Genomic DNA, 11,771 nt, shown 5'->3' with positions numbered 1-11,771 from the left:
AAATATTAGGGATAAACAAGATAGGAATTCATGATAATTTCTTTGAACTGGGAGGACATAGCTTATTAGCAACTCGATTGGTTGCAATGATTCGTAAAGAATTAAAAATAGAGCTTTTTATTCAAGAGATTTTTGAGTTCAGTACCATAGAAGAAATGGCATCTTACATAAACTATAAGGTTGTGAATTATAGTGAAGATACTGTGGATGATTATAGTATGAGTATTGATATATAATTTTAATAAAATGGATTTATTAAGTTTTTTTCAAAGACTAAACAAGCAGGGTGTAAAGCTAGTGTTAAAAGACGGATCACTAAGCGTAAAATCAAATAAGAGAGTTGATCAACAATTACTTTTAGAAATTAAAAGTAATAAGGCATCTATTATTGAATATTTAAAAAAATATCAAAGCGATAATGCCAATGAATTACAAGAAAAGTATCAACAAAAAACGGCTAATAGAGTATCATTAGAAAATATAAAACCCTTCGATAAAAAAAGTATCGAAAAAATTCCTTTATCATTCAACCAAGATCGTTTATGGTTTTTAGATCAATTTGAAGGCACAGTAACATATCATCTTCCGACGGTTATTCGTTTAGAAGGAGCATTAAATATAGATGCATTAGAAAAATCGCTAAAAACAATTGTTGCTCGACATGAAGTATTACGAACAAATTTAATAGCTGATGAAGGAATTGGATATCAAAACATAATAAATGAAGAAAATTGGTCACTTGATCAAGAAAAAATATCAGAAGAGGAAACATTAAAAACTGCATTACATGATTATATTAATATTCCATTTGATTTATCGAATGATTACAAGTTAAGAGCTTGTTTATATGATTTAGGAAACCAAAAATATGTGGTTGCCTGTGTTTTCCATCATATCGCTAGTGATGGATGGTCATCTAATATTCTTATAAATGAATTTGTAGAATTGTATAGTTCTTTAAGCCAACAGAGGAAAGCGGAACTTCCAGCATTAACATTGCAATATTCAGATTATGCGTTATGGCAGCGAACAAATATAGAAGGTGAAGTTTTAAATAAGCAGTTGGCTTATTGGGAAGAGAAATTAAAAGAAACAAGCACTTTAGTATTACCAACAGACTATGTGCGTCCTGCTGTTCAAAGTAGCAATGGTTCATACATTTCGGTAAATTTAGATGAAAATTTAAGTTCATCATTAAAAGCCATATGTCAGAAAGAAGGAGTTACCTTATTTATGCTATTACTATCGGCATTTAAAACACTATTATTTCGTTACAGTGGTCAAAACGATATTTGCGTAGGAACTCCAATTGCCAATCGTACACAATCCGAATTAGAAGGTATGATTGGATTCTTTGTAAACACATTAGCATTGCGAAGTGATGTAAGTGAAGATTTAAGTTTCAAACAACTATTGAATCAAATAAAGCAAACAACCTTACAAGCTTATGATCATCAATTAGTTCCTTTTGAAAAAATAGTGGATAAGGTAGTGAAAACTCGAAATACTAGTACAAGTCCACTGTTTCAGGTAATGTTTGTATTACAAAATACACCTTCAAATTCAAAAATTGAGATAGAAGATGTAGAAATTTCTGTACTAGAAGCAGAGAGAACTACTGCTAAGTTTGACCTTACAATGCATGTTTCTGAAGAAGATTTAGGAATTAGTTTAGGTTTAGAATATTGTACAGCTTTATTCAATAAAGACACCATTGATCGAATGCTAACTCATTATAAAGAGTTGCTAAGAAGTATTGCAAATAATATTGATCACAGTATTGGCGAATTGTCGATGTTAACCTCAGTAGAAAAAACACAATTAACTGTAGATTTTAACAATACCACATTAGCCTATCCGACAAAAAAAACAATAGTAACTGTATTTGAAGAACAAGCTGAAAAGACACCACATGCAGTAGCTGTAACATTTGAAAAAACCTCATTAACTTATCAAGAATTAAACAAACGTTCAAACCAAGTAGCACATTATTTAAGAGATCATAGAGTTGAGCCAGATATGTTGGTTGGTATTTGTATGGATCGTAGTTTAGAATTGCTAGTTGGAATTCTAGGAGTATTAAAATCAGGAGGAGCCTATGTTCCAATTGATCCAGATTATCCGGCAGATCGTATCGATTTTATGCTAGAAGATGCCAACATCAATTTGGTATTAAGTACTACAGCTAATAGTGAAGTGTTATCAGACAAAAAGGAAATAATCCCTGTAGCTTTAGATAGTGATTGGGATACACTTTTCGCAAGTTATTCAGAAGATAGTTTAGCACAAGTTATTTCACCAAATAACTTGGCGTATGTAATGTATACTTCAGGAAGTACAGGAACACCTAAGGGAGTACAAGTTGAACATAAAAATGTAGTAAGCTTAGCAACAAGCTGTGATTATGTTTCTTTAGATTCAAATACAGTTTGGTTATCAACAGGTTCTGTTTCTTTTGATGCGGTAACAATAGAATATTGGGGAACTCTATTAAACGGAGGCGAATTAATACTAACCAATAGAGATGTATTATTAAACACTTCTAATCTGAAATCACTGATTTTAGAAAAAAGAGTAAATACCTTGTGGATGACAGCTTCTTGGTTCCATCAAGTAGTTGAAGAAGATGTGAGTATGTTTGCTTCATTACAATATTTATTAGTTGGAGGTGATGTTGTTTTATTCAATCACACGAATAGGTTAAAAGAACTATATCCAGATGTAACAATTATTAATGGATACGGACCTACAGAGAATACTACATTCTCAACTACGTATACAATTAACATTACAGAAGATGCGCTTCCAATCGGTGCTCCTATAAAGAATAGCTGCGCATATATTACAGATTCTAGTATGAACTTAGTTCCAGTAGGGGTTATAGGAGAACTATTAGTGGGAGGATCTGGAGTTGCTAGAGGCTATTTAAACAATAGAGAATTAACTAATGAGAAGTTCATTAATAGTCCATTTGTAGCAGGAGATCGATTATATAAGACAGGTGATTTAGCAAGATGGATGCCAGATGGAAATATTGAATTTATAGGAAGAAAAGATCACCAAATAAAAATTAGTGGTTATCGTATAGAATTGGGTGAGATTGAAAATACGTTATCAAATGTACCTTCTATTACTCAATCGTGTGTATTAGTTAAGGACGGAATTAATGGTAATAAACGTTTGGTAGGTTATGTGGTTACTGAAGGAGCTTTTGATAAAGAAGCAATTCAGGCCAAATTAAAAGAAAGTTTACCAGATTATATGATTCCAAACTTGTGGGTAGAGTTAACTACGTTACCATTAACAAGTAATGGAAAGTTGGATAGAAAATCATTACCTGATCCAGATATATCTGATTTATCTACTGCTGAATATGTTGCTCCTAGAAATGAAAAGGAACAGCAAATAGTAACAATTTGGCAAGAGTTATTGGGTATAGAAAAGATTGGGGTTTACGATGACTTTTTTGAGTTAGGAGGACACAGTTTATTGGTAGTGCAGCTGATTTCTAAATTACAAGCAGTTGGTTTCCATGTAACAGTAAAAGATATTTTTTCTAACTCAACTATTGCTGCGATAAGCAAAAAAATATCTTTAGAAACAACTGCATATAAAGTACCTGTTAATGGAATTACTGTAGGTATAGATCGTATTATTCCAAAGATGATTCCTTTACTAGATTTTAGTCAAGAAGACATTGATAAAGTTGTAGCTAAAATCCCAAATGGAATTGCAAATATTCAGGATATGTATCCATTATCACCATTACAAGAAGGAATGTATTTCCATTATTTAATGAGTGATAAAGAACAAGGAGATCCTTATGTTTTATCAAATTTATTATCATTTACAGATACAACAAAACGAGCTTCTTTTATTGAGGCTTTACAATTTGTAGTAAACAGACATGATGTTTTACGTACTTGCGTTATAAGTGAAGATTTACCTAGTCCAGTACAAGTAGTACTTAGAGAAGCTTTTTTATCAGTAGATCATTTAGAAATTGATGCTTCTAAAAATGTTTTATCTGAGTTACAATTGATAACAACATCAGGAAAGCAATGGATGGATGTTTCAAAAGCTCCATTATTTACATTACAAACCGCGGATGATGAAATACAAGGAAATTATTATTTATTATTAAATCAACATCACTTAATATTCGATCATGTTGGTTTAGAAAAAATAATCACTGAGATTGAACTATATATTTCAGGAAAAGAAACAAGCCTCCCTGATCCAGTTTTATATAGAGATTTTATTGGACATACATTGCATTTACAAGCAACAAATGATAGTGCAACTTATTTTAAAGAATTATTAAGCGCTATTGATACACCAACTTATCCGTTTGAATTGTCAGATATACAAGGAAATGGAAGTGCAATCCAAGAATCACACATTGTTTTACCAGAAGAATTAAGTAAAGAAATACGTAAAGCAAGTATTACATTAGGAATAAGTCCTGCAGTCTTATTCCATGCAGCATTTGGAGTTGTTGTAGGAAGATGTAGTAATAAACCATACGCACTTTTCGGAACATTATTATCTGGACGTTTACAAGGAACTTCTGGAGCCGCAGATTCGCTAGGACTTTTCATTAATACGCTACCATTCTTTACTGAGTTAACAGGAAGCGTTTTAGATTATATTTCAACCGTTAGAAAAACCTTGGGCGATTTATTGTCTCACGAGCAAACTCCATTATCAAAAGTGCAAAGTTGGAGTAGAATTTCTAACGAACAACCATTATTTAGTGCTTTATTAAACTTCCGTCATTCTCATGTAGGAACAGAAGAAGAGATTAAAGCTTCAGTTGATTTAGGAGTTACACTTCTAGAAGGATTTGAGCGTACAAATTACCCATTTTCTATTGATGTAGATGATTATGGAGTAGACTTTGGTTTAAAAGCTCAAATAGATGGAAGTATCAATGCAGACAAGGTACTTTCATATATGGAAGAGGCTATAACAGCATTACTGACAGGTTTAAAAAACGAAGTAAGTGTAGCAAGTGTAAATATTTTACCAGAAGAAGAAAAAGTACACTTATTAGAAGAATTTAATAACACTAAAGTTGCATATCCATCTAATAAAACAATTCTAGATGTATTTGAAAAGCAAGTTGTAAAAACACCAGATGCACCTGCTGTAGTTTTTGAAGGAGCGGTATTAAGTTATCAAGAGTTAGATCAACGATCTAATCAATTAGCACATTATTTAATTGCTAAAGGAACGCAACCAGAAGATGTAATAGGCATTTGTTTAGGACGTAGTTTGGAGATGTTGGTTGGAATTTTAGGAATCTTAAAATCAGGAGCAGCATATGTTCCTGTAGACACTAGTTATCCGAAAGATCGTATTAATTATATGATTGACGATTCTGGAGTACGTTTCGTTGTGTCTGATGCAAAATCAATTAACATATTACCTTCTAAAAGTAATCTAGAAATAGTATTACTAGATCAACAGTGGTCAACAATTTCAAAAGAAAGTGTAGAGAAACCAACGATTTTAGTATCAGATGCTCATTTAGCCTATGTAATTTATACTTCAGGAAGTACAGGAAAACCAAAAGGAGTAATGGTCACACATGCATCTTTAATAGATTATGTGCTTACTTTCTCCAACTATTTTGAAGTAACTAATTCAGATACAATCTTAAGTCAATCTACCATATCATTTGATACTTCGGTAGAAGAGATATTCCCTATATTAATTAGTGGAGGTACATTAGTTATTGCTGAAAATAATAAAGACTTTCATTCGATTCTATCACTATGTGAGAAACATGCAGTCACATTATTAAGTACCAATCCATATTTGGTAGCATTTTTAAATACACAACCAAATATTGAGGCGCTTTCACTAAGAGCAATTATTAGTGGAGGAGATATTATAAAGCCATCCTATATTGATAATATTTACAATAAAATAGCTATTTACAATACGTACGGACCTACGGAAGCTACAGTTTGCGTAAGTTATTTTAAAGTAGAAAATGTAGTCACTAGCATTTCCATAGGAAAACCAATAGCAAACACCTCTTTATATGTGGTTGATGATTTTGGAAACTTATGTCCAGAAGGAGTAATAGGAGAATTATGGGCAAGTGGAGTAGGAGTTGCTAAGGGATATTTAAACCGTCCAGAGCTAACCAAAGAAAAATTCATCACTAACCCATTTGAGTTCGGTACACGTATATATAAAACAGGAGATTTAGTAAAATGGTTACCAGATGGACATTTAGAGTTTATAGGCAGAAAAGATCATCAAGTAAGTATTCGAGGATATCGTATTGAATTAGGAGAAATAGAAAATGCATTATTGTCCTTAACTTCTATAGATCAATGCTGTGTATTGTCAAAAGAAGATACAAAAGGAAATGTAAGATTAGTAGGTTATGTAGTTGCTGATGGAATTTTTAATAAAGAAAAAATTCAAGAAGAATTAAGCAAAAGCTTACCAGATTACATGATTCCAATGATTTGGATAGTATTGGAAGAAATGCCATTAACAACTAATGGAAAGTTAGATAAAAAAGCATTACCAGAACCAGATGAATCTCTATTGTCTAGCAAACCTTATGTTGCTCCAAGAAATGAAACAGAAATACAATTAGCAGCAATTTGGGAAGAATTATTAGGAGTAGAAAAAATAGGAATTTACGATAATTTCTTTGAGTTAGGAGGACATAGTTTATTAGTGGTTCAATTAATTTCACGTTTACAGGAAGCTAATTTCAATATAGCAGTAAAAGATGTTTTTTCTAACCCAACAATTTCTGCTGTAAGTGAAAAATTATCTTCAACGGTATCAATGTATCAAGTACCAGAGAATGGAATACAGGAGAATACGGATTTTATTACTCCATCAATGATTCCTTTATTGGACTTTAAACAAGAGGAAATCAACCATGTTGTAGCAAATATTCCAGGAGGCGTTTCTAATATTCAGGATATGTATCCATTATCGCCTTTACAAGAAGGAATCTATTTCCATTATTTAATGAGAAATAAAGACCAAGGCGATCCTTATGCACTACCACATTTACTATCGTTTAAAGATCAAGAAAAAAGAAATGCTTTTGTAAAAGCTTTACAATTTGTAGTCAATCGTCACGATGTATTACGTACCTGTATTTTAAGTGAAGGCTTACCACAGCCAGTTCAAGTAGTACTTAGAGAAGCATTATTACACATAGAATACCTAGAGTTAGATGATGCTAAAGATGTCTTATCACAATTAGAGCCATTAAGAGTACCTGGAAATCAGTGGATAGATGTTACTAAAGCTCCTCTATTAACTTTACAATCTGCAGATGATTCAAAGAATGGAGTGTATTATTTGATCTTATTAGAACACCATTTAATTATGGATCATGTTGGAATGGAAAAAGTTGTTGCTGAGATTAATTGGTATTTATCAGATCAAGAATCAAATCTTCCAACACCAGTTTTATATCGAGATTTTATAGGACATACCTTGCATTTACAAGCAATAAATGACAGTGAATCATATTTTAAAAAGCTATTAGGTACTATTGATGTGCCTACGTATCCGTTTGAATTATCTGATGTTAAAGGAGATATAGGTGTTGTTAAGGAGTCAAAAATAATATTACCTGCCGAATTAAGCCAGTCTATACGTAATGCCAGTGTTCGTTTAGGTATAAGTCCAGCAGTAGTATTTCATGCTGCTTATGGAATTGTTATTGGAAGATGTAGCAATACAGATTATGCACTGTTTGGAACATTACTTTCAGGGCGTTTACAAGGCTCTTTAGGCGCAGCAGATTCTCTAGGACTTTTTATAAACACATTACCTTTCTTTATAGCATTCAAAGGAAGTGTATTAGAATATATAAAAGAGGTAAAGCAAAGATTAACTGAATTATTACCTTATGAGCAGACGCCTTTATCAAATATTCAAGGTTGGTCTGGCATTTCTAATGAAGTACCTTTATTTAGCGCACTACTAAATTTCCGACATACATCAATGTCATCTGAAGAAGATGTAGATACAGATGAAGATTTAGGAATTGAAGTTTTAAGCAGTGAAGAGCGTACAAATTATCCTTTTACGGTAAATGTTGATGACTATGGAGTTGATTTTGGAATAACAGCTCAAATTGATGAAAGTATTGAAGCAGATCGAGTACTTGATTATATAGAACAAACTTTAGCTGAACTGGTAGACTGTTTAAATGATGAAGCATCAGTACCAGTTACTAACCTAAAAATCTTATCTACAGCCGAGGAAACACAATTATTAGAAGGTTTTAATGCCACTGTAGTTAACTATCCTCAAGATCAAACAATATTAGATTTGTTTAACAGTCAGGTGTTTACATCGCCAGAGAGTATAGCTGTAGTATACAAAGGAGAAGAGTTAAGCTATGCTACATTAGACAAACGTTCAAATCAGTTAGCCCATTTCTTACAAAAAGAAGGTGTCGTAACAGATACATTAGTAGGTATTTGTATTGACCGTAGTTTGGAAATGATTATAGGAATGTTAGGTATTTTAAAATCAGGAGGAGCTTATGTTCCTATTGACCCCAGTTATCCTAAGGATCGTATCAATTATATCATTGAGGATACAGCCATAAAATTAATAGTAAGTACTGCTAATAGTCGTTCTATTTTAGAAGATAAAAAAGACATAATTACTATCGCTTTAGATAGTGATTGGCATCAAATTTCAGAATTTCCAGCACACAATTTAAGCTACAAATCTATATCACAAAATAACTTGGCCTATGTAATTTATACTTCTGGAAGTACAGGAAGACCAAAAGGAGTGATGATAGAGCACGGAAACATGTTCAATTTAGTAAACTGGGCAATCTCCAATTTTGAAGAATCACTTGAGTTAGGAATGTTAGCCAGTACATCTATCAACTTCGATTTATCAATTTTTGAAATATTTACTTCGTTAGCCTCAGGATCAAAAATAGAACTAGTCGATAACTTATTATCATTAGTAGAAGATTCAGAGGTTTCCGTATCATTAATAAATACAGTTCCAAGTGTTTTATTAGGTGTTTTAGAATCTGGAAAATTACCAGAAACAGTAAAGACAGTGAACTTAGCAGGAGAACCATTATTACCAAGTGTAGTAGATCGTATTTATGCTGAAAGTTCAATAGAATCTGTATACGATTTATACGGACCATCAGAAGCAACAACCTATAGCACATTCATTAAAAGAGAATTTAATGGCATTCAAACTATTGGACGTCCAATAGCCAATACACAAGCATATATTTTAAATGAATCCAATGCTTTATTACCAGTAGGCGTTGTTGGAGAATTATGTTTAGGTGGAAAAGGAGTAGCCAGAGGTTATTTAAACAGACCAGAATTAACATCAGAAAAGTTTATTGAAAATGTATTCAAAGAAGGTGATCGAATCTATAAAACAGGAGATTTAGCAAGATGGTTACCAGATGGAACATTAGAATATGTAGGGAGAAAAGACAGTCAGGTTAAAGTCCGTGGTTATCGTATTGAATTAGGAGAAATAGAAACAGCTTTATTAGCTATAGGAGGTATCCAACAGGGGTGTGTTTTAGCAGCGGAAGATGCTTTAGGAATTAAACGATTGATTGGATATGTAGTAGGTGAATTTGATAAAGATAAAACCCAAGAAATATTACGAGAGAGTTTACCAGAGTATATGGTTCCTACACTTTGGATTGAGTTAGATGAAATGCCATTAACAGCTAGTGGTAAGTTAGATAGAAAGGCTTTACCGGCACCAGATGGATCAATACTATCAACTAAAATTTATGTAGCTCCAAGAAATGAAATAGAAGAAAAACTAGTAAAAATTTGGCAAAAATTGTTAGGAATAGAAAAAATAGGAGTTTACGATAATTTCTTCGAACTAGGAGGACACTCTCTATTAGCAACTCGTTTAGTATCTACTGTAAGTAAAGAGTTAGAAGTCGAAATCATGATTAAAGACATATTCAATTTCGTAAGCATAGATGAATTAAGTACCTATTTAGAGCATAAAAAAATTAAAGAAAAAGAAAGCAAAGAAACAGTCTACAAAAAAATAATTAAAATATAATGAATAAGGCATTAAGTATTATAAAAACGGCACAAAGTCAAGGTGTCAAATTAGAGTTAGAAGAAGGTTCTTTAGTTTTAAAATCGGAGTCTGAAAATATCGATAATACTTTACTTGTTGATATAAAGCTTAATAAAGAACTTATTATTGAGCATTTAAATAAATTTGATGTAAGCAGTGTTACTTACAAAGGGTTTGATAAAGACAGTATACAACCATTTGATAGAACATTCATCAAAAAAATTCCATTATCTTTTAATCAAGATCGATTATGGTTTTTAGACAACTTTGGTGGATCACATGCTTACCATATTCCAGTAGTTTTTCAACTAGAAGGAGATTTGAACATAAATTTTGTAGAAAAAGTTTTACGATCAATAGTTACTCGTCATGAAGCATTACGTACTGTAATTTATGAAGAAGAAGGGATTGGGTTTCAAAAAATAATTACATCAGATGATTGGTCATTACAAAAGGTAGTTACTTCAGAAGAAACAGATGTAAAACAACAGATTAAAGACTTTGTAAATCTATCTTTTGATTTATCTAAAGATTACATGCTACGTTCATGCTTATATGATATAGGAAATGAAAAGTATATATTAGCTTGTGTCTTTCATCATATTGCTAGTGATGGTTGGTCTTCAGGAATTTTAGCAAATGAATTTATAGAGTTATACAATGCTTTAAAAGAAGATCGAGAAGCTCTTCTTCCAGAATTAACACTACAATATTCAGATTATGCTGTTTGGCAAAGAGAATATTTAGAAGGAGAAGCATTAGAAGCTCAATTAGGATATTGGAAAGAAAAACTAAGTAATGTAAGTACATTAACATTACCACTAGATTATTCACGTCCTGCGGTACAGAGCGTTGAAGGAGCAACTACTTCACTAACTTTAGACAAAAAGCTGAAAGATGCTTTGGAAGATTTATGTCAGCAAGAAGGAGTTACTTTATTTATGCTATTATTATCAGCCTTTAAAGTACTATTATCTCGCTATAGTGGGCAAGATGATATCTGTGTAGGAACTCCTATTGCTAATCGTACCCAGTCTGATTTAGAAGATATCATAGGATTTTTTGTAAATACCTTGGCACTACGAAGTGATCTTAGTGGAAACCCAACATTTAAAGAAGTATTACAAGGAATAAAAGCAACTACTTTAGAAGCTTATGACTATCAATTAGTACCCTTTGATAAGGTAGTAGAGGAGATAGTTACTACTCGAGATATGAGTATGACTCCGGTATACCAAACAATGTTTGTGTTGCAGAATGCATCTGTATTATCTACAGAAAAAGATACAGGAGTTAATTTAGGTGATGTAGAAATTTCAGCTTATGAATTTGACACAGAAACATCTAAAACAGATCTTACAGTTACTGTAGTTGAAGGAGATTCAAATATCTTGGTCAATATAGAATATTGTACAGCGTTATTTGAGCAAGCTACAATTGATAGGATGTTGGTACATTACCAAGAGTTTTTGATGGGTATTGTAAAAGATATTCATCAGCCTATTCATGATTTACCGTTATTAACAAAGCAAGAACAGCAACAAATTTTAGAAGTATTTAATGCTACTGAATTAAGTTATCCAGCTGATCAAACGGTAGTTGATTTATTTACTACTCAAGTAGCAAAAACGCCAACGGCAACAGCTTTAGTTTATGGAGAGGCTTCATTG

General features: G+C 32.2%; 3 protein-coding genes. All 3 read left to right on the top strand.

From position 1 onward, the window contains the following. Positions 1–236 (top strand): phosphopantetheine-binding protein (locus BVC87_RS22550; protein ID WP_200799227.1); only part of this gene is annotated, 236 nt, incomplete at its 5' end. A 10-nt stretch (positions 237–246) separates the two neighbouring features. Next, a complete protein-coding gene (locus BVC87_RS22545; protein ID WP_075344662.1) occupies positions 247–10,080 on the top strand; it encodes a non-ribosomal peptide synthetase in 9,834 nt (3,277 codons plus the stop codon). Beyond that, on the top strand, positions 10,080–11,771 hold a 1,692-nt coding region (locus BVC87_RS22540; protein WP_234974716.1), incomplete at its 3' end, for a condensation domain-containing protein. The genes BVC87_RS22545 and BVC87_RS22540, both read left to right, overlap by 1 nt.

This window comes from Tenacibaculum agarivorans (genome assembly GCF_001936575.1).
Taxonomy (GTDB): Bacteria; Bacteroidota; Bacteroidia; order Flavobacteriales; family Flavobacteriaceae; genus Polaribacter; species Polaribacter agarivorans.
Note: the sequence above shows the minus strand (reverse complement) of the source record. Positions and strands in the feature narration are given on the sequence as shown.

Bases quoted from the DNA above. Each gene is read 5' to 3' on its own strand.
- BVC87_RS22545 (WP_075344662.1), top strand. From the start codon at position 247: ATGGATTTATTAAGTTTTTTTCAAAGACTAAACAAGCAGGGTGTAAAG.